At 60.3% G+C, this 18,780-nt stretch carries 15 protein-coding genes; 12 read left to right on the top strand and 3 right to left on the bottom strand.

The genetic code is table 11. The features are described from left to right. The first annotated feature begins 170 nt into the window (after nucleotides 1–170). The 4 genes from AC2FML_RS01410 to AC2FML_RS01395 all read left to right on the top strand — a co-directional run bounded on the left by AC2FML_RS01410 (nucleotide 171) and on the right by AC2FML_RS01395 (nucleotide 6,684). Nucleotides 171–1,841, top strand: a complete 1,671-nt coding sequence (locus AC2FML_RS01410; protein WP_170339516.1) for an ABC transporter substrate-binding protein — start codon at nucleotides 171–173, stop codon at nucleotides 1,839–1,841. A gap of 137 nt (nucleotides 1,842–1,978) precedes the next feature. Then, nucleotides 1,979–3,025 (top strand): ABC transporter permease, encoded by a 1,047-nt coding sequence (locus AC2FML_RS01405; protein WP_170339518.1) that lies wholly within the window; start codon nucleotides 1,979–1,981, stop codon nucleotides 3,023–3,025. Nucleotides 3,026–3,038: 13 nt separating this feature from the next. Continuing rightward, the gene (locus AC2FML_RS01400; protein ID WP_496781647.1) at nucleotides 3,039–4,502 is read left to right on the top strand and encodes an ABC transporter permease; all 1,464 of its coding nucleotides are present in this window, start codon (nucleotides 3,039–3,041) and stop codon (nucleotides 4,500–4,502) included. 94 nt (nucleotides 4,503–4,596) lie between these two features. Beyond that, on the top strand, nucleotides 4,597–6,684 hold the full coding sequence (locus AC2FML_RS01395; protein WP_170366978.1) for a dipeptide ABC transporter ATP-binding protein: 2,088 nt from the start codon (nucleotides 4,597–4,599) through the stop codon (nucleotides 6,682–6,684). Between the two features lie 51 nt (nucleotides 6,685–6,735). On the opposite strand, the gene AC2FML_RS01390 is transcribed toward AC2FML_RS01395, so the two are convergent. After that, entirely contained in the window at nucleotides 6,736–7,314 is a 579-nt protein-coding gene (locus tag AC2FML_RS01390; RefSeq protein ID WP_093961864.1) for a lytic transglycosylase domain-containing protein, read from the bottom strand. A gap of 204 nt (nucleotides 7,315–7,518) precedes the next feature. Here AC2FML_RS01390 and ssb point away from each other — a divergent pair, with 204 nt between their 5' ends. Beyond that, nucleotides 7,519–8,016: a single-stranded DNA-binding protein gene (ssb, locus tag AC2FML_RS01385; RefSeq protein WP_170338954.1), complete on the top strand. Its 498-nt coding sequence runs from the start codon at nucleotides 7,519–7,521 to the stop codon at nucleotides 8,014–8,016. Nucleotides 8,017–8,034: 18 nt separating this feature from the next. Continuing rightward, on the top strand, nucleotides 8,035–9,105 hold the full coding sequence (locus AC2FML_RS01380; protein ID WP_170371191.1) for a site-2 protease family protein: 1,071 nt from the start codon (nucleotides 8,035–8,037) through the stop codon (nucleotides 9,103–9,105). 9 nt (nucleotides 9,106–9,114) lie between these two features. Here the strand turns inward: AC2FML_RS01380 and aroB are convergent, their stop codons facing one another. After that, entirely contained in the window at nucleotides 9,115–10,227 is a 1,113-nt protein-coding gene (gene aroB / locus AC2FML_RS01375) for a 3-dehydroquinate synthase (RefSeq protein ID WP_496781645.1), read from the bottom strand. Continuing rightward, nucleotides 10,228–10,815, bottom strand: a complete 588-nt coding sequence (locus AC2FML_RS01370) for a shikimate kinase (RefSeq protein ID WP_170363624.1) — start codon at nucleotides 10,813–10,815, stop codon at nucleotides 10,228–10,230. It lies immediately after the preceding gene. A 79-nt stretch (nucleotides 10,816–10,894) separates the two neighbouring features. Between AC2FML_RS01370 and AC2FML_RS01365 the strand changes: the two genes are divergently transcribed. The 6 genes from AC2FML_RS01365 (at nucleotide 10,895) to AC2FML_RS01340 (ending at nucleotide 18,040) form a co-directional block, all read left to right on the top strand. Continuing rightward, nucleotides 10,895–11,044, top strand: coding sequence for a hypothetical protein (locus AC2FML_RS01365; protein ID WP_170338962.1), 150 nt, complete (start codon nucleotides 10,895–10,897; stop codon nucleotides 11,042–11,044). Then, entirely contained in the window at nucleotides 11,034–12,560 is a 1,527-nt protein-coding gene (locus AC2FML_RS01360) for a hypothetical protein (RefSeq protein WP_496781643.1), read from the top strand. Before AC2FML_RS01365 ends, AC2FML_RS01360 begins: the two co-directional genes overlap by 11 nt. Nucleotides 12,561–12,562: 2 nt before the next feature. After that, nucleotides 12,563–13,513 carry a site-specific tyrosine recombinase XerD gene (locus AC2FML_RS01355; protein WP_170442514.1) on the top strand — a complete coding sequence of 317 codons (951 nt, stop codon included), beginning with the start codon at nucleotides 12,563–12,565 and terminating at the stop codon, nucleotides 13,511–13,513. A 69-nt stretch (nucleotides 13,514–13,582) separates the two neighbouring features. Beyond that, the gene (locus tag AC2FML_RS01350) at nucleotides 13,583–14,890 is read left to right on the top strand and encodes an HlyC/CorC family transporter (protein WP_170339536.1); all 1,308 of its coding nucleotides are present in this window, start codon (nucleotides 13,583–13,585) and stop codon (nucleotides 14,888–14,890) included. A gap of 94 nt (nucleotides 14,891–14,984) precedes the next feature. After that, complete coding sequence (locus tag AC2FML_RS01345; protein WP_496781642.1) at nucleotides 14,985–17,402, top strand: GcvT family protein; 2,418 nt, start codon at nucleotides 14,985–14,987, stop codon at nucleotides 17,400–17,402. A 32-nt stretch (nucleotides 17,403–17,434) separates the two neighbouring features. After that, a complete protein-coding gene (locus AC2FML_RS01340; RefSeq protein ID WP_496781640.1) occupies nucleotides 17,435–18,040 on the top strand; it encodes a nucleotidyltransferase family protein in 606 nt (201 codons plus the stop codon). Nucleotides 18,041–18,780 lie beyond the last annotated feature (740 nt).

The following is an 18,780-nucleotide window of genomic DNA, read 5'->3' as shown; positions in this document are numbered from 1 at the left end:
GTGCACTTGATGACGATTTCGAACATTGACCTAAATTGGAATCTGGTGCCGAATGAACCCATGGGGATGCACAGAATTCAAAAAACTACATCCAAAATGACCTTGCTCGGCGCTGTCTGGCTTCGACGGGGACCAACAAATACCCATAATAATCTCACAGGGAGACATCCATGAAAACCAAGACATTGACCGGAGCCCCGATGCACTGGGCCGCCGAAATGCACGCCCAGGAATATCGGGACGGCAAGCTGAGCCGCCGCGAGTTTCTGACGCGCACGACCAGCCTTGGTGTCACTGCCGCGGCCGCATACGGCATGGTCGGCCTGACCGCACCCGCCAAGGCCGCGGGCGAAGACGCCAAGAAAGAAGGTGGCACCCTGCGCGTTCAGCAGGAAGTTCGCGCGCTGAAGGATCCGCGCACCTATGACTGGTCGCAGATCGCCAACGTCACTCGAGGCACGCTGGAATACCTGGTCGAGTACAACTCGGACGGCACATTCCGCGGCATGCTGCTGGAGGGCTGGGAAGTCAACGACGATGCGACCGTCTACACGCTGAAGGTGCGTCAGGGCGTCAAGTGGAACAACGGTGACGATTTCACCGCCGAAGACGTGGCACGCAACATCGCGCGCTGGTGCGACAAGAGCTCGGAAACGAACTCGATGGCAGGCCGTTTTGCCACGCTGGTCGACGCAGATACCGGCCAGGCAATAGAAGGCGCGATCGAGGTTGTGGACTCGCACACCGTCAAGCTGAACCTGCCGAACTCGGACATCTCGTTGATCCCGGGCATGGCAGACTATCCGGCCGCGATCATCCACAGCTCGTTCAGCGAAACGGACCTGACAAACAACGTGGGCACCGGCCCCTACCTGATCGAAGAGCTGGAAGTGGGTGTGAAAGCCGCGCTTGTACGCAACGAAAACCACACCTGGTGGGGCGAAGCCGTATTCGGTCGTCCGGCCCTGGATCGCATTGAGTACATCGACTACGGCACCGATCCGTCGGCATGGCTGGCGGCTCTGGAATCGGACGAAGTCGACATGCTGTATGAATCGGTTGGTGAATTCATCGACGTGATGGACAGCCTGGGCTACGTGAAGTCCGAGGTTGTCACGATGAACACCATCGTGATCCGCCCGAACCAGCTTGCGGAAGTGGACGGCAAGAAGGTCTATGCCGACAAACGTGTGCGTCAGGCGCTGCAGATGGCCGTGGACAACTCGGTCTGCCTCGAGCTTGGCTACGGTGGTCGCGGCTCGCCTGCGGAAAACCACCACGTCGGTCCGATCCACCCGGATTACTACGAACTGCCGCCGCAGAAAGTTGACCCGGAAGGCGCGCGCAAGCTGATGGAAGAGGCCGGTATGGCCGATTTCGAGCACGAGCTGATCTCGATCGACGATGACTGGCGCCGCAACACCACCGATGCCGTGGCAGCCCAGCTGCGCGACGCGGGCATCAAGGTCAAGCGGACGGTTCTGCCGGGCAACACGTTCTGGAACGACTGGGCGAAATACCCCTACAGCTCGACCAACTGGAACCACCGTCCGCTGGGCGTTCAGATCTGGGCACTGGCATACCGCACTGGCGAGGCTTGGAACGAGTTCGGCTGGTCCAATGCCGAGTTTGATGCCCTGCTGACCGAAGCTCTGGCCATTGCCGATGCCGACAAGCGCCGCGAAATCGTGGCCAAGGGCGAAGCAATGATCCAGGAAGAAGGTGTCACCATCCAGCCCTATTGGCGGTCGCTGTACCGTCACATGAAGGACGGTCTGGTCGGAACCGACATGCATGTGTCGTTCGAACACCATCACTATAAATGGGGTTGGGCGGCCTGATCCCGACCTGAACCTTTCAAGGGGCGCCCGAATGCGGGCGCCCCTTTCCAGCCGCAGACACACCGACGCGGGGTCGGACGTCCGAGGCCAGAAAATGGTCCACTGATCTGCGGAGAACCCGAACAACAGGGGCCAAAATGGGACTCTTCATCCTTCGACGATTGGGCGTGATGCTGTTGACGGCACTCTGCCTGACCTTCGTGGTCTTCTTCCTGACCAACCTCTATCCAAACCTGGAAAAACTGGCCAAGACGCAGGGCAACCAGCGTATGTCCGATGAGCAGGTCGTCACCTGGCTTGAGAACCGCGGATACATGCAGCCCACGCTGGTCAAATACGGTCAATGGCTGGGGGTGGTTCCCGGTTTCACAAACACGCTACCGGATGGTCAGTTCGTGGGAAGTTGCACCCGTCCCGGCTCTACTCCGGAAACGACACCGCGCTATTGCGGCATTCTTCAGGGCGACTGGGGCTATTCCACCGTCTTCAAGGACGAGGTCGGAACGATCGTCAGCAAGCGGCTGGGCAACACCGGCTACCTGATGTTCTGGGTGCTGGTTCTGATGATCCCGACCGCCCTATTGGTTGGTGTGCTGGCCGGCATGCGCGAGGGGTCTGCGTTGGACCGGTCCCTGTCCACGTTTTCAATCATCACGACGGCCACGCCGGAATACGTGTCGGGCGTGATCTTCATCGCCATCTTCACCTCGTCAACCGTGGGTCTGAAATGGTTCAAGGGCACAGCCACACAGGCCATGGAGAACCCGACTTTCGAGAATTTCTTCCTGCCGGTCCTGACAATTGCCCTTTACGGCATGGGCTACATTGCACGGATGACCCGAGCCTCGATGACCGAGGTGATGACCGCGCAATACATTCGAACCGCGCGCCTGAAAGGTGTGTCCTTCGGGAATATCGTTCTGAAGCACGCCCTGCGCAACGCGCTGATCGCGCCCTTCACGGTCATCATGCTGCAGTTCCCTTGGTTGCTGAACGGCGTCGTGATCGTCGAGACCCTGTTCAACTACAAGGGTTTCGGTTGGGCACTGGTGCAGGCCGCAGGGAACAACGACATCCAGCTTCTGCTGGCGATCTCGGTCGTGTCGGTCTTCGTGGTGCTCGTGACGCAGCTGATCTCGGATATCGGCTATGTCTACCTCAACCCGCGCATCCGCATTTCATAAGGGAGGATAGACCATGGAACATCTGAGCTGGACTGGCTCTATCGCCTTTCTGAACCCGATCATGATGATCGCCCTGGCTGCGCTGGTCGTATCCGTCGTTGTCTGGATCCTGGCAAGCATTCTGCTGCCCGAGACGCAAGTCAGCGTGAATGCGGATGGCACCGTCAGTTCGGGCGGCGGCCTCAGGAACCTGACGCAATCCGCGCTGTGGTATTCTTTCCTGGCCAGCATCGCGACGGTGGTCGCCTACCTGCTGCTGGGAATATTCCTGGGCACAGGGGCCGGGATTATCGGCGCGATCTCGCAGCAATTTTTGCCGGTCTGGCTGTCGCTGATCATTCTGTTCGCGATGTCCGTTGCCTTCAAACGGCGCCTTGGCCTGTACGGCAAGCTGTTCGACAGCCCGATCGGCATGATCGGTTTTGGACTGGTCATGTTCTGGGTTTTCACCGGCATCTTCGGGGCTTTGGACCTTATCGTGACACATGATCCGTTGGTCCAGGTTTCCGGCATGAAGAACAAGGTGCCCGGCACCCCCCTGCTCAATGCCGAGGAGGGTGAGTTCGCCTGGTATCTGCTGGGCGGCGACAACCTTGCCCGCGACGTATTCAGCCGCATGGTCAAGGGTGCGTGGATCGTCGTACAGGTTGCTCCGCTGGCCACGATGTTTGCCTTCATGGTCGGGATCACGCTGGGCTTGCCCGCCGGGTATTATGGCGGGCGGCTGGACACGTTTCTGTCGTTCCTCGCCAATCTGATCCTGGCGTTCCCGGTCATCCTGCTGTTCTACCTGCTGGTCACACCGGAAATCGTCGCGACCGGCGTGCCGAACTATATGGCCGCAGTCCTGTTCGTGTTCCCGATCCTCTTCATCGGTGTCCTTCTGAATTCGCGCTACTACACCCGGCCGAAATTCCGTACGCCGCTGCTGATCGGCGTCTTGGGTATCGCGATCTGGCTGTACCTGTCGCTGATCTCGACCGGGGGATACGTCATCCGCACGGACGACTACAGCATCTGGGGTCTGCCGACCTATCTGGATCTGTTCGACATTCCGGGCGGCATCCTGGTCGTGTTCGTTTCGGTTGTCTTCGTCAACTCGCCCACGGTGTTCCGCATCGTGCGCGGCTTGGCCATGGACATCAAGACACGCGATTACGTGGCCGCGGCGCAGACGCGCGGCGAAGGCCCCTGGTACATCATGCTTTGGGAAATCCTGCCCAACGCCCGCGGGCCGCTGATCGTCGATTTCTGCCTGCGCATCGGCTACACAACCATCCTCTTGGGGACCTTGGGGTTCTTTGGACTGGGCCTGCCGCCGGAAAGCCCGGATTGGGGGTCCACGATCAACGAAGGACGCAAGCTGCTCTCGATCTACCTGCACCCTGCACTGCCGCCGGCACTGGCGCTGTTGTCACTGGTTCTGGGATTGAACCTGCTGGCGGATGGCCTGCGAGAAGAAAGCCTGAAGGACTGATGTGAAAGCGGCCGGGGGACTGCCCCCGGCCCCCACCAGGATATTTTTAGCCGGATGAAGGGGATCCCCCGAGTGCTGGCGAGGAGCAAGCAAGATGAACAAACTGGCGGATTATGACGGGCCGATCCTCGAAATCGACAAGCTCTCGATTTCGTTCTTTACCCGCTTGCGGGAAATACCGGCCGTGATGGATTTTTCGGTCAGTGTGCAGCCCGGCGAGGCTGTCGGGCTGGTCGGTGAATCCGGCTGCGGCAAGTCGACGGTCGCCTTGGGTGTCATGCAGGACCTTGGCAAGAATGGTCGGATCGTTGGCGGCTCGATCAAATTCAAGGGCCGTGACCTTAGCGAGATGAGCAAGGAAGAACTTCGGGACATTCGCGGCAATGAGATCGCGATGATCTATCAAGAGCCGATGGCTTCTTTGAACCCCGCGATGAAGATCGGCAAACAGCTGATGGAAGTGCCGATGATCCACGAAGGGGTCAGCAAAGAAGAGGCCTATGCCCGTGCTCTGGAAGTGGTGACGGATGTGCGCCTGCCGGACCCCGAGCGGATGCTGAACAGCTTTCCGCATCAGCTGTCCGGTGGCCAGCAGCAGCGCATCGTGATCGCGATGGCCCTGATGTCCAAGCCGTCCCTTCTGATCCTGGACGAACCGACAACCGCGCTGGACGTGACGGTCGAGGCCGCCGTGGTGGAACTGGTCAAGGATCTGGGCAAGAAATACGGCACCTCGATGCTGTTCATTTCGCACAATCTGGGCCTGGTTCTAGAGACCTGTGACCGCTTGTGCGTGATGTATTCCGGCGAGGCGGTCGAACGTGGCTCGATCCACGATGTCTTTGATGAGATGCAGCATCCCTACACTCAGGCGCTGTTCCGCTCGATCCCCCTGCCCGGCGCGGACAAGAATTCGCGCCCGCTGGTTGCAATCCCCGGCAACTTCCCGTTGCCGCACGAACGCCCACCCGGCTGCAATTTCGGCCCGCGATGTGACTATTTCGAGGAAGGGCGCTGTGACGCGCAGGACATTCAGATGTTCCCGGTCCCCGGCAATGACCGCCACCATACGCGTTGCTTGAAGTTCCAGGAAATCGACTGGAATGCGCCCATCACGGTTGCAGAGCAAAAAGAAAAAGCGCCGATCGGCAAGACCGTTCTGAAGATGGATAACCTCAAGAAATACTACGAGGTGGCCGCAAACGCTCTGTTCGGTGGGGGCGAGAAGAAGGTGGTCAAGGCCAACGAAACCCTCAGCTTCGACGCACATGAATCGGAAACGCTGGCGATCGTTGGCGAGTCCGGCTGCGGCAAATCCACGTTTGCCAAGGTCCTCATGGGATTGGAGACGGCGACCGACGGACAGATCCTGCTGGACAACCGCAATATCGAGCATCTGCCGATCGAAGAACGGGATGCCAAGACCGTCGGCGAAGTTCAGATGGTCTTTCAAAATCCGTTCGATACGCTGAACCCGTCGATGACGGTCGGACGTCAGATCATCCGCGCGCTGGAAATCTTCGGCGTCGGAAACTCGGAGGCCGAACGCAAGCAACGGATGCTCGAGTTGCTGGACCTTGTGAAGCTGCCGCGCGCGTTTGCCGACCGTATGCCGCGCCAACTGTCAGGCGGCCAGAAACAGCGCGTCGGGATAGCCCGAGCCTTTGCCGGGGACGCCCGGATCGTCGTCGCGGACGAGCCGGTCTCGGCATTGGATGTGTCGGTGCAGGCAGCCGTGACCGATCTGTTGATGGAGATCCAGCGCGAACACAAGACGACACTGCTGTTCATCAGCCACGACCTGTCGATCGTGCGCTACCTCAGCGACCGCGTCATGGTGATGTATCTGGGCCACGTGGTCGAACTGGGCACGACCGATCAAGTATTCTCGCCGCCCTATCACCCCTATACCGAGGCGCTGCTGAGCGCGGTTCCAATCGCCGATACTTCGGTCGAAAAGAAACACATCGTCCTTGAGGGCGATATTCCTTCGGCGATGAACCCGCCGCCCGGATGTCCGTTCCAAACCCGGTGCCGGTGGAAGTCCGAGGTTGCGGGCGGATTGTGCGAAAAAGAGGTTCCGCCGGTCCAGACGCTGGCTAACGGACACCAGGTCAAGTGTCATCTGTCCACCGAAACACTGGCGAAGATGGAGCCGGTTATCAAAATAGCGGCTGAGTGATCGCCCAAAGAAAAACCGGCCTTGGGCCGGTTTTTTTGAGCAGCTATTGTATCAGCCGCCCCAGATGACTTTGACGTAATTCTGCGTCTCGGCATAGGGCGGCACGCCCCCATGCTTTTCCACCGCTTGCGGGCCGGCGTTGTAAGCTGCCAGCGCGAGGCGCCAGGACTTGAATTTGCGGTATTGCCACGAAAGATACCGCGCACCGCCTTCAAGGTTTTGCTTCGGGTCATGCGGGTTCACGTTCAGCAGCCTGGCGGTTTGGGGCATCAGCTGCGCGAGGCCCAAAGCGCCCTTGTGCGACTTGGCGTGAGGGTTCCAACCGCTTTCCTGTTGAACCAGACGCAGGAACAGTTCTTCCGGGACGTTGTGCTTGCGCGCTGCCTGGCGCGCCATGGCAAGGTATTCACCACGGTACTTGCCGGAGTAGCGCTTTTTGAAACTGCCGTCCGGCGTCTTCGGTTTCAGCCGTTCAGAGTCGCGATACTGGCTGGCGGCCCGCGTGTCCAATATCTTGGCCTGCTTCAAAAAGATATCTTTGCGATTCTTGGTCGACAGCACATCTGCGCTCAGCGGCGTCGACGCCAGAACGAGGCATGCAATTGAAAAACCACTTAACAGACAACGCATTCAAGCAATCCCGCTCGTTCAGCAATCATTCGGATTATAGGTATTTCAGGCAGAAATGAAAGCTTGGTTAAGGAAACACTGATTTTCCGGGTGGCATTCCGGGCATCAACCGTGTTCCAACCCGGGCGCAGGACGTATAGGGTTTCAGGTGAACTCAGCGTCAGATTCGGGCGCCATCAAGCTAGTCAAAAAACGGGGAAATCCATGGCAGGTTCAGTCAACAAAGTCATTCTGGTCGGCAATCTCGGGCGCGATCCCGAAGTGCGGTCGTTTCAGAACGGTGGCAAGGTCTGCAACCTACGGATCGCGACCTCGGAGAACTGGAAAGACCGCAATACCGGTGAACGCCGCGAACGGACCGAGTGGCACACAGTCGCTATTTTTTCCGAACCGCTCGTCCGCATCGCCGAGCAGTATTTGCGCAAAGGGTCAAAGGTCTACATCGAAGGCCAACTGGAAACGCGCAAGTGGCAGGATCAGTCCGGACAGGATCGCTATTCCACCGAAGTCGTTCTGCGCCCTTACCGCGGTGAACTGACCCTGTTGGACAGTCGCAATGAGGGCGGCGGATACGGTGGCGGCCAAAGCAGCGGTTACGGAGGAGGCCAGGACAGCGGCGGATACTCCGAGCCCTACGCCGCACAGTCCAGCGCACCGGCACCGGCATCAGGCGGCATCGACGACGACGAAATCCCGTTCTAATCTCCAGCGAGGCACGTCATGACATGGTCCTTTGCCGTCGGCCGATTGCTCGGATCGGAACTGAGGGTCCATGTCACCTTCTTCCTGCTGCTGGCCTGGGTCGGCTTTGCCGCCTACTCTGACGGTGGGTGGCCAGCAGCCATCGACAACATCGTTTTTGTTCTGGCGTTGTTTGCCTGCGTGGTTGCCCATGAGTTCGGTCATGCGCTGATGGCCCGCAGGTATGGCATTCGCACTCCTGACATCACTCTGCTGCCCATCGGCGGCTTGGCCCGCCTGGAGAGGATGCCGGAAAAGCCGATGCAAGAAGTTGCCGTCGCATTGGCTGGTCCAGCGGTCAACGTCGTCATCTGGGGCATACTTGTCCTTCTGGGTGCGGGAATGCAGGTTGAAACGCTGGCGCAAATCGACTCGACCCGCGTCGACCTGCTGAGCCGGCTGGCCTACGTCAATCTGTTCCTCGCGGTGTTCAACCTGATCCCCGCGTTTCCGATGGACGGCGGCCGCGTGTTCCGCGCCCTGCTCTGCCTGAAGATGGACAGGGTCAGGGCCACACGGGCCGCCGCCTTTGCGGGCCAGGCCGTGGCCGTCGGGTTCGGGTTTCTGGGGCTCAGCACCGGTAACCCGATCCTGGTTCTGATCGCGGTTTTCGTCTTCATCGCGGCAAATGCCGAAAGTCAGGATGTAGCAATGCGCTCGGTGGCGCGCCGCGTGCTGGCTCGCGACGCGATGATTACCGAGTTCCACGCACTTACCCCCCAAGACACGTTGGCAACGGCGGCCCAGGCCGTGATCCAGACAACTCAGCACGAGTTCCCGGTTTTGGGCGCAGACGGGCAGCTGTTGGGCTTTGTGACCCGCAATCGGCTGTTTGCCGCGCTAGCCGGCGATCACCCCCGGTCGGAACCCGCGACCTCGGTCATGGAAGAGCAAATCCCCCGGGTGGCCCTGACCAGTGGGCTCGAAGCCGTTCTGGATGGTCTCCATGGTGGCGCACCGGCCGTGGCGGTCTGCACCAAGACCGGTCAGATGGTCGGATACATCACCCGCGAAAACATTGGCGAATTGATGGTGATACGGGGCCGCTGACTCCGCTTATCAGCACGTTGCCAATGCATCCTGCAGAACGGACAGAACGGCATCGCGTGGCACGTCCGACGTGACGAAGGCCTGCCCGATCCCACGCGCCAGGATGAAACGCAGCTGGCCGTCAACGACCTTCTTGTCCTGAGCCATAAGGTCGACCAGATCTTCGGCGCTCGGCAGATCACCCGGAATATCAGACAGATCGGTCTTCATGCCCATCGCCTTCAGGTGAGCGCGGACGCGGCTCGGGTCTTCCTGGGAACACAGCCCCATGCGGGCCGACAGCTCGAACGCCAGGGCACAGCCAATGGCAACACCCTCGCCATGCAGCAGCCGGTCGGAATAGCCCGTCGCCGCCTCAAGCGCGTGGCAGAACGTATGCCCGAGGTTCAACAGCGCCCGGTCGCCTTGTTCAGTCTCGTCGCGGGCCACGATGTCGGCCTTCATCTGAACCGAACGGGTGACCGCCTGAACCCGGGTCGCCATGTCCCCGGCCGACAGCGCGGGGCCGTTGCGCTCCAACCATTCGAAGAAATTGGCATCCCCCAGAAGGCCATATTTTACGACTTCACCATATCCGGCCAGAAAATCACGCGCCGTCAGGGTGCCAAGCACTGAGGTATCAGCCAGAACCAACGAAGGTTGATGAAACGCACCGATCAGGTTTTTGCCTTGCGGAGCATTGATACCGGTTTTGCCTCCCACGGAACTGTCGACCTGCGCCAGAAGCGAGGTTGGGATCTGCACAAAGCGCACACCGCGACGCAGCACTGCGGCGGCAAAGCCCCCCAGATCTCCGATTACTCCACCGCCGAAGGCTACGACGATATCGCGCCGTTCGATCTTTTCGGCCAGCAGCCATTCGACGGCGCGCTCGAAATGCGGCCAGCTTTTGGTCGCCTCACCTGCGGGCAGAGCCAATGCGGTCATTTCCACCCCGGCGGACGCCAGGCCGCTGCGCAAAGCATCCATATGCAAACCGGCCACGGTTTCATCGGTCAGAACCGCTACACGCGGACGGTGCAGCATGGGTTTGATCCGCGCACCGGCCTGAGCCAACAGGTCCGGCCCGATTTCCACGTCATAGGACCGCTCGGCCAGATCAACGTTAACTGTCTGATGCATCTATTTGACTTCCAATACATCCGGGCGCGTCATCAGCTTTTCCAAAACCCGGTCAACCATATCCTCGATCGCGGTGTCGCCGTCCGAATTCACCACCAGATCGGCCTGTGCGTACAACGGCACGCGGGCCTCGTACAGGTCACGCAGCGTTGCATACGGATCAGGCGTACGCAGCAAGGGTCGCGTGTCTTTGTGGCGCACCCGGTTCCACAACACATCCAGATCCGCGCACAGCCATACGGAAACCCCGCGGTCCGAGATCATCGTCCGGTTTTCTTCGCTCAGAAAAGCGCCACCGCCGGTCGACAGGATACCCTTTTTCTCGTCCAGCAGACGGCCGATGACCTGGCTTTCTTTGGTGCGAAAGAACGGCTCGCCGTCCCGTTCAAAGATCTCGGGGATGGTCATGTTGGCAGCCGATTCGATCTCGCTGTCACTGTCGAGGAATGGAACACCAAGGCGCGCGGCCAGAGCGCGCCCCACGGCCGTCTTGCCAGCGCCCATCATGCCGACCAAAACCACCGTTTTGTGCAGGTCAAAGACCTGCCGTTGTCCGGCCGGCGCCACGTTATGCTTAATTTCGCTCATTTCCCTGTGAATGACGTGATCTTGGGAAAAATGCCAGTTATAACTTGGCCAAAATCGAAAATTGAGGCAGCGTTGAGCCATGGGCCGTCTGATCAAATTCCTGTTGTACCTAATTTGCCTGCTTTTCATCGGCTTGGTGGCTTATGCGTATCTTGGCCCATTCTTCGGCGCCGATTTCTCGGCCCCGCAAAGCGAAATCAGCGAACCGGTAATTCTGGATGTCAACTAGGGCCGTCGTGCTGGCGCTTGCACTGACCGGCCAAGCCGCCGCACAAACCGAACAGCCGCTATCCGCGATCGACTGGCTGGAGACGGCCCCTGACCTGTTGCCGGGGACCGTATTGCTCGAGCCGCCGGTTACCGATACGGGCCTGCAGCCCGACATCCAGGTGTCTCCGCTCGAGGCGCTGTCGCCGCCGTTGGGATTGGTGGATGGGTCCGCGACCGGGCTGCCGGTTGATCTGTGGCTGCCCAGCGATCCGGCCCGGCTGGCCGAACTCATCGCGCGCGTGCCGGTCAAATCGAACCCTGCCATGCAGCGGCTGTTGTTCACACTTTTGCTGACCGAGGCCCGCGCCCCGGCAAATTCCAATGAGCCAGACCAACTTCTGCTGGCGCGGCTGGATCGTCTGATGCAGCTGGGTGCCGCCGATCCGACGCAATCCTTGGTGCAGCTAGCCGGCCCCACCGATACGCCTGAGCGGTTCAAACGATGGTTTGACGCAACTCTGTTGACCGGCGACGAAGACCGCAGCTGCACTGCCCTGATCGCGCAACCGCATTTGTCGGGGGATTATTCCGCGCAGGTCTTCTGCAAGGCCCGCAGAGGTGACTGGGCTTCGGCCGCACTGACACTCGAAGCGGCGCATGCGCTCGAATTACTGCCGCCCGAGCAACTCGATCTGCTGGATCGCTTCCTAAGCCCAGAAATGTTCGAAGGCGCCGCCTATTTGCCGCAACCCGAAGACCCTGACCCGCTGACGTTTCGCCTGTTCGAAGCGATCGGCGAGCGACTTCCGACCGCCTCGTTGCCGCGGGCCTTTGCCAATGCCGACCTGCGCGATGTTGCCGGTTGGAAGGCCCAGATCGAAGCGGCCGAGCGTCTGACCCGCATCGGCGCGCTTACGCCGAACCATCTGCTGGGCCTCTATACCGAGCGCGCGCCTGCGGCTTCGGGCGCGGTCTGGGATCGCGTCTCGGCTGTTCAGCGTTTCGAAACGGCGCTGGAGACCGGAAGCCCCGAGGCAATATCCAAGACCCTGCCGAAAGTTTGGGCAGAAATGGGTTCGGTCGGGCTCGAAGTGCCCTTTGCCGAACTGTTCGCCGAGCGCCTGATGCCGATCAAGTTGCCCGACCCGACCACCGAGAATCTGCGCTGGCGCATCCTGCTGTTGTCCGAGTTGTACGAGGATGCCGCACGATCTGTCCCCGACGGACCCGAGGCCAATGCCTTTCTGGCTGCTTTGGCATCGGGCCAACCCGAGCGTTCGAACTCGCCCTCACCGATGGCTGACGCCATTGCCGAAGGGTTTGCATGGTCGGCACCGATCCCGTCCGATATCCGCGCGATGTTGGAAGCAAACCGTCTGGGTGAGGCAATTCTTGAGGCCATGCAGATGTTCGCGCATGGCGCGCGCGGCAATCTGGTTGACCTGACTGCGGCCATCGCGGTGTTCCGGCATGTCGGCCTGGAAGACACGGCGCGCCGTGCCGCCTTGCAGTTGCTTGTTCTGAAGGGGGCCTGACAGTGTCCGCTCCGGCGACACAAGACTTGTGGATTTCCGCGTTTCTCGAGGCGCAGGCCGCAGAACTTGGGGCGGCAACCAACACTTTGCTGGCCTATGGGCGAGACTTGAAGGACTTTGCCGCGTGGCTCGGTCGGCGAAATGCCGAGTTCGAAGCCGCCGACCAGGATATGATCGAGGCCTACCTGATTGACTGTGACGCACAAGGCCTTTCGCGCGCGACCCGCGCCCGCCGCCTCTCTGCCATCAAGCAATTGTACCGTTTCGCGTTTGAAGAAGGCTGGCGCTCGACCAATCCGGCCATCCAGATCAAAGGCCCGGGACGCCAGAAAAGACTGCCCAAGACGCTGGACGTGGCCGAAGTCGACCGCCTGCTTGAGGCCGCCAGGCAAACAGGGCGCAGTACGGCAGACAAGCTGCGCAACACCTGCCTGATGGAAATTCTGTATGCGACCGGGATGCGTGTGACCGAACTTGTTTCCCTGCCGGTATCATCCGCCCGGGGCGACCCACGCATGCTGCTGGTTCTCGGCAAAGGCGGAAAAGAGCGCATGGTGCCCTTGTCACCGCCTGCGCGCGATGCTTTGGCGGCATGGCTGACGATCCGGGACGAAGCCGAAGATGCAGCCGCCGCCAACGGAGGCCAGCGGTCCCGGTTCCTGTTTCCTTCGCGCGGAAAATCAGGGCACCTGACCAGACACCGGTTCTTTGCACTGATAAAGGAACTGGCCGTGCAAGGTGGTGTATCTCCTGACAAAGTCACGCCACACACGCTGCGCCATGCCTTTGCGACGCATCTTTTGGCCAATGGGGCCGATTTGCGTTCGATCCAGACCCTGCTTGGTCACGCCGACGTCGCGACGACAGAAATCTATACGCATGTCCTGGACGAGCGCCTGTCGGAACTGGTGTTGCAGCATCACCCGCTTGCCAAGGATGACGGTCGAGACTAGGGCCAAACCCTTGATCGCGCGCATCTGCGCCCCCATAACCATTGCATCAACAATACCTGAAACGGACCGATGGACTCTGACCCTTCTCTTCTCGATGGCGCCTTCTGGCTGACTACGGCCTCAATTCTGCTTCTGCTGGTACTCTCCGGCTTCTTCTCGGGGTCTGAAACAGCGCTGACGGCGTCTTCGCGGGGTAAACTGCGGGCGCAAGCCGACAAAGGATCGCGCGGCGCGCAAAAGGCGCTGGAGATCACTGACGACAACGAACGTCTGATCGGCTCGGTTCTGCTGGGCAACAACCTCGTCAACATCCTTGCAGCCTCGCTGGCCACGGCTTTGTTCACCCGACTTTTCGGAGAAAGCGGCGTGGCACTGGCCACCTTGGTCATGACCCTGCTTGTTCTGGTCTTTGCTGAGGTGCTGCCCAAGACCTACGCGATTACCAATGCCGAAAAGGCCGCCGCGGCGGTCGCCCCGGTGATCGGTGTCGTCGTTACGGTGTTTTCGCCGGTGGTGGCTGCCGTTCGCCTGCTGGTGCGCGGTGTACTGCGCCTGTTCGGGGTTCAGATCGACCCCGACAGCAACATCCTTGCCGTACGCGAGGAGATCGCCGGTGCTCTGCAACTGGGCCATTCCGAGGGGGTCGTCGAAAAAGAGGACCGCGACCGCATCCTGGGCGCGCTTGACCTCGGCGACCGCACGGTAGAGGAAATCATGCTGCACCGCTCGAATATCGAGATGATCGACGCGGACGCAGACCCTGAATCGATCCTGAAACAATGCCTCGAAAGCCGTCACACGCGCCTGCCGGTGTTCCGTGGCCAGCCCGAAAACATCGTGGGCGTCGTGCACGCCAAGGATCTGTTCCGTGCCATGTACGCAAAGGCAGGCGGTAGCGATGGCGGGGCGGAAAGACTGAAGTCATTTGACATCCTCAAGGTAGCAAATGACCCCTATTTCGTACCGGAGACCACCACGCTGGACGATCAGATGCGGGAATTCCTGCGCATGCACAGCCATTTTGCGCTGGTGGTAGATGAATACGGCTCGCTGCGCGGGTTGATCACGCTCGAGGACATCCTCGAAGAAATCGTCGGCGAGATTGCCGACGAATTCGACGTGGACGAAGATGTGACGGTTACGCGAACCGAAGACGGTCAGTATCTGGTCGAAGGCTCGATGACCATCCGCGACCTGAACCGTGCGATGGACTGGTCCCTGCCCGATGACGAAGCCAACACCATTGCCGGGCTGGTCATCCACGAAGCGCAGATGATTCCGACCGTCGGTCAGGTGTTCTCGTTCCACGGATTCCGGTTCGAGGTCGTCGAACGCGAGGGCAACCGGATTACCTGGTTGAAGGTGCGGCCGCTCTGACGGACGGCCGGCGGAAACGACAAACTCGGTCGTTTTCGTGACAGATACCGGCGCGGCACCCCTGCACCTTCGGGCCAGACGCAAGGAGGTGCGGATGAAAACCACGTGTCAGGTTGCCGTGATCGGCGGTGGAGTTGTCGGGTGTTCGGTGCTGTATCACCTGACCAAGCTGGGCTGGTCGGATGTGATGCTGCTGGAACGGTCGGAATTGACCAGCGGATCTACCTGGCACGCGGCGGGCGGGTTCCACACGCTGAACGGCGACACCAACATGGCCGCGCTGCAGGGCTATACCATCAGGCTGTACAAGGAACTGGAAGAGATCACCGGCATGTCCTGCGGGCTGCACCATGTGGGCGGCATCACGCTGGCCGACAACCAGGACCGGTTCGACATGCTGCGGGCCGAACGCGCCAAGCATCGCTTCATGGGGTTGGAGACCGAGATCGTCGGCCCCGACGAGATCAAGCAGATCGCCCCTATCACCAACACCGACGGGATCATCGGCGCGCTCTATGATCCGCTGGACGGGCACCTCGACCCTTCGGGCACGACCCACGCCTATGCCAAGGCCGCGCGGATGGGCGGCGCCACGATCGAGACCCACTGCATGGTGCGTGAAACCAACCAGCGCCCCGACGGCACGTGGGACGTTGTGACGGACAAGGGCACCATCCACGCCGAGCATATCGTCAACGCTGGCGGCCTCTGGGCACGCGAAGTTGGCGCGATGGCGGGCATCTACTTCCCGCTGCACCCGATGGAGCACCAGTACCTCGTCACCGACACCATCCCCGAAATCGAGGCGATCATCGACGCGGGCAGCGAGCATCCGCACGTCATGGACCCGGCCGGCGAAAGTTATCTGAGGCAGGAAGGCCGCGGTCTCTGCATCGGCTTCTACGAACAACCCTGCAAACCCTGGGCCGTGGACGGCACGCCGTGGGAGTTCGGGCACGAGCTGCTGCCCGACGATTTCGACAAGATCACCGACGCGATCGAATTCGCCTATCGCCGCTTCCCGGTTCTGGCCGAAGCCGGGGTGAAATCGGTGATCCACGGCCCCTTCACCTTTGCCCCCGACGGCAACCCGCTGGTCGGGCCTGTGCCCGGCGTGCGCAACTACTGGTCGGCCTGCGGCGTGATGGCCGGGTTCAGCCAGGGCGGCGGCGTCGGCCTGACACTGGCGCAATGGATGATCGAGGGCGAACCCGAGCGCGACGTCTTTGCCATGGACGTGGCCCGCTTCGGCGACTGGATCACCCCCGGCTACACCCGCCCCAAGGTGATCGAGAACTATCAGAAGCGTTTCTCCGTCGCCTACCCCAACGAGGAACTGCCGGCCGCGCGGCCCAACCGCACCACGCCGATGTATGACATCTTCAGCGATCTGGGTGCGGTCTGGGGCCAGCAATACGGGCTGGAAGTGCCGAACTATTTCGCGCAAGAGGGCGAGCCGGGTTATGAAACCCCGTCCTTCCGCCGCTCGGACGCCTTCGAGGCAACGGGCCGCGAGGTTCGCGCTGTGCGCGAAGGCGCCGGCATCAACGAAGTGCACAATTTCGGCAAATACCTTGTAACAGGTCCACGCGCCCGCGACTGGCTGGATCGGATCATGGCCGGTCGCATCCCCAACCCGGGCCGCCTGTCGCTGACCCCGATGCTGTCGCCCAAGGGCAAACTGATCGGTGATTTCACCGTGTCCTGCCTGGGCGAGGAGGAGTTCCAACTCACCGCCTCTTACGGTGCGCAGAACTTCCATATGCGCTGGTTCCAGCAGCATCAGGAAGACGGCGTAACCGTTGAAAATATCAGCGACAAACGCAACGGCTTCCAGATCGCCGGCCCCAAGGCCCGCGAAGTTCTGGCCGCCTGCACCCGCGGAGACATCAGCGACATGCGCTTCATGGATGTGCGCCGAATGATCGTCGGCATGACCGACTGCATCGTACAGCGGGTCAGCTATACCGGCGATCTGGGCTATGAGATCTACTGCGATCCGATGGCACAACGCCAGCTATGGTGGACGCTGTGGCGGGCCGGCCAGCCGCACGGCATCACCCCATTCGGCATGCGCGCTATGATGAGCCTGCGGCTGGACAAGTTCTTCGGCTCGTGGATGCGCGAGTTCTCGCCCGATTACACAGCCGCTGAAACCGGGCTGGACCGCTTCATCTCGTTCTCCAAGAACGTCGATTTCATCGGGCGCGCTGTCGCCGAGGCCGAGCGGGCTGAAGGACCAGCCCGGAAGCTTGTGGCCTTTGAGGTCGAAGCCGAGGACGCAGATGTGAACGCCTACGAGCCCATCTGGCACGATGGCGCGGTCGTTGGGTTTTGCACATCCGGCGGGTATTCGCATTTCGCGCAGAAATCAGTTGCCATGGGTTTCCTGCCAACGGGCCTGGCGGCCAACGGTTTGGCAGTTGAAATCGAAATCCTGGGCCAGATGCGCAAAGCCCGTGTGCTGACCAGTCCACTATTTGACCCCGACGGTGCGCGTATGCGGGGGTGACAGCCGTTCCGGTTGGCGGCAAGGTGGCCGCCATGAAGGATATCCCTGTCATTTTGCTGGCCGCCGGAAGCTCTCGCCGTATGGGCGGAGTGGACAAGTTGATGCAAATTGTCGACGGTCAACCACTGATCCGACGCTCGGCTGAAACCGCGCGAGCTGTCGGGCCGGTCATCGTCGCCCTGCCGCCGGCACCTCACCCGCGATACACCGCCCTGAGCGGGATGGATTTGGAGGTCATTTCTGTTCCCGATGCGGATGAAGGCATGAATGCCAGTTTGCGCAGGGCTGTCGCGCAGCTGCCGGTATCTGCCCGGGCAGCGATGATCCTGCTGGCCGATCTCCCAGATCTGACATCAGACGACCTGCGCGCGGTCCTCCGGTCGGTCACCGAACATCCTGACAAGCTGATCTGGCGCGGAGCGTCCTCGGACGGAGTTCCAGGCCATCCTGTAATCTTCGACCGAAGTCTCTTTTTTGATCTGGCGCATTTGACCGGAGATGGCGGCGCACAAGCCATCGTACGCGCGCATCTGCACCAGGTGCACCTGCAGCCTTTGCCGGGTCAGAACGCTATTCTGGATCTGGATACGCCCCAAGCGTGGGCCGAATGGCGTAAAAAGCAAAGATCCCAAAAGTAACGCGGCCCGGTCGAGAACGACCGGGCCGGTTGCCCAAAACAGGACTACCACTTTCACCAATCCCGAAAACGCGGCCCGGATGTCGTCAAGACATCAGACCAATGTGCTGCCGAACCGAAACAAGACCCCCTCGTTAACATGCCGCTCAGCGCTTCCGGTGACTGAGATCTGCCTTCAAGCACCCCCTTGATGCTGTCAGGCCCCCCTTTCACTTGGGCACGTTCATCGTCACCGATAAGTTCAGTGCAAACAACGTAAAATTGGTTGAATCGGCTAATTTTACCGGATTCGTAATGGTATTTCCGCAACAACGCGCGTCACGGAAATCTACCCAAGGTTGTTCGTGCGCTTTGCCATTGCTGACCCAGGACATGAAATATTTAGCGCTAAACGATCAAAATGACATTTTTGCAAAGACCTATTGTACAATTACCACCTTCTGAAAGGGCGGCGGCGCAACCTTTGAGTGTCCGTGAAAATTCGGTCAAAAACCGCCGCTGGACTGTTAACAAATTTGATTCAATTCAATGCTTTTGCGAATTTGACCCTCATTTCGGCAACAATCCACCGATTCGACCGGCAACTCCCACGGCCGATTCCCGGGATTGCGAGCGCTACCAGACGCCTGCAATGTGGCAAAATTAAGATTTATTAATTGATCAGTCAGAAAACGCAAAGACTGGCGGCTCATGTTCCCTGCAAAGCGCACATCAACAAGCGCCGAACCAAGGAGACCTAGT

This window comes from Ruegeria sp. BHSC029 (genome assembly GCF_059613085.1).
The sequence above is the reverse complement of the archived record's forward strand: the minus strand, read 5'-3'. Positions and strand labels throughout refer to the sequence as shown.

What these genes read in the sequence shown, in the direction of transcription:
- AC2FML_RS01410 (WP_170339516.1), top strand. Translation starts at nt 171, where the DNA reads ATGAAAACCAAGACATTGACCGGAGCCCCGATGCACTGGGCCGCCGAA.
- AC2FML_RS01405 (WP_170339518.1), top strand. Translation starts at nt 1,979, where the DNA reads ATGGGACTCTTCATCCTTCGACGATTGGGCGTGATGCTGTTGACGGCA.
- AC2FML_RS01400 (WP_496781647.1), top strand. Translation starts at nt 3,039, where the DNA reads ATGGAACATCTGAGCTGGACTGGCTCTATCGCCTTTCTGAACCCGATC.
- AC2FML_RS01395 (WP_170366978.1), top strand. Translation starts at nt 4,597, where the DNA reads ATGAACAAACTGGCGGATTATGACGGGCCGATCCTCGAAATCGACAAG.
- AC2FML_RS01390 (WP_093961864.1), bottom strand. Translation starts at nt 7,314, where the DNA reads ATGCGTTGTCTGTTAAGTGGTTTTTCAATTGCATGCCTCGTTCTGGCG.
- ssb (WP_170338954.1), top strand. Translation starts at nt 7,519, where the DNA reads ATGGCAGGTTCAGTCAACAAAGTCATTCTGGTCGGCAATCTCGGGCGC.
- AC2FML_RS01380 (WP_170371191.1), top strand. Translation starts at nt 8,035, where the DNA reads ATGACATGGTCCTTTGCCGTCGGCCGATTGCTCGGATCGGAACTGAGG.
- aroB (WP_496781645.1), bottom strand. Translation starts at nt 10,227, where the DNA reads ATGCATCAGACAGTTAACGTTGATCTGGCCGAGCGGTCCTATGACGTG.
- AC2FML_RS01370 (WP_170363624.1), bottom strand. Translation starts at nt 10,815, where the DNA reads ATGAGCGAAATTAAGCATAACGTGGCGCCGGCCGGACAACGGCAGGTC.
- AC2FML_RS01365 (WP_170338962.1), top strand. Translation starts at nt 10,895, where the DNA reads ATGGGCCGTCTGATCAAATTCCTGTTGTACCTAATTTGCCTGCTTTTC.
- AC2FML_RS01360 (WP_496781643.1), top strand. Translation starts at nt 11,034, where the DNA reads ATGTCAACTAGGGCCGTCGTGCTGGCGCTTGCACTGACCGGCCAAGCC.
- AC2FML_RS01350 (WP_170339536.1), top strand. Translation starts at nt 13,583, where the DNA reads ATGGACTCTGACCCTTCTCTTCTCGATGGCGCCTTCTGGCTGACTACG.
- AC2FML_RS01345 (WP_496781642.1), top strand. Translation starts at nt 14,985, where the DNA reads ATGAAAACCACGTGTCAGGTTGCCGTGATCGGCGGTGGAGTTGTCGGG.
- AC2FML_RS01340 (WP_496781640.1), top strand. Translation starts at nt 17,435, where the DNA reads ATGAAGGATATCCCTGTCATTTTGCTGGCCGCCGGAAGCTCTCGCCGT.